Annotated in this window: 1 pseudogene; it reads right to left on the bottom strand. The window is 44.5% G+C overall.

Features of this window, described 5'->3' with window-relative positions:
- Nucleotides 1-236 (bottom strand): annotated as a pseudogene (locus AAEY78_RS14970) (ATP-dependent DNA helicase RecG); the annotation flags it as partial.

Below are 236 nucleotides of genomic sequence, written 5' to 3'. Positions count from 1 at the left end.
GAATTAGTGGGTCAACAACCTCTGGGTGTTGCTTAAGCATTTGCTGTGCAATCGGTCTAACTTGGTTAAGTATGTGCTTATCGCGGGTAAGATCGGCAATTTTAAACTCGGCTAACCCTGTTTGTTTTGTACCGAGTACTTCACCAGGGCCACGAATTTCTAAATCGCGCTCAGCTATCACAAAACCATCGTTACTATCGCGTAGTACACCTAATCGCTTTTGAGCAGTATGAGAC

It is taken from the genome of Psychrobacter sp. 16-MNA-CIBAN-0192, from assembly GCF_040309565.1.
Taxonomy (GTDB): domain Bacteria; phylum Pseudomonadota; class Gammaproteobacteria; order Pseudomonadales; family Moraxellaceae; genus Psychrobacter.
The sequence above is the reverse complement of the archived record's forward strand: the minus strand, read 5'-3'. Positions and strand labels throughout refer to the sequence as shown.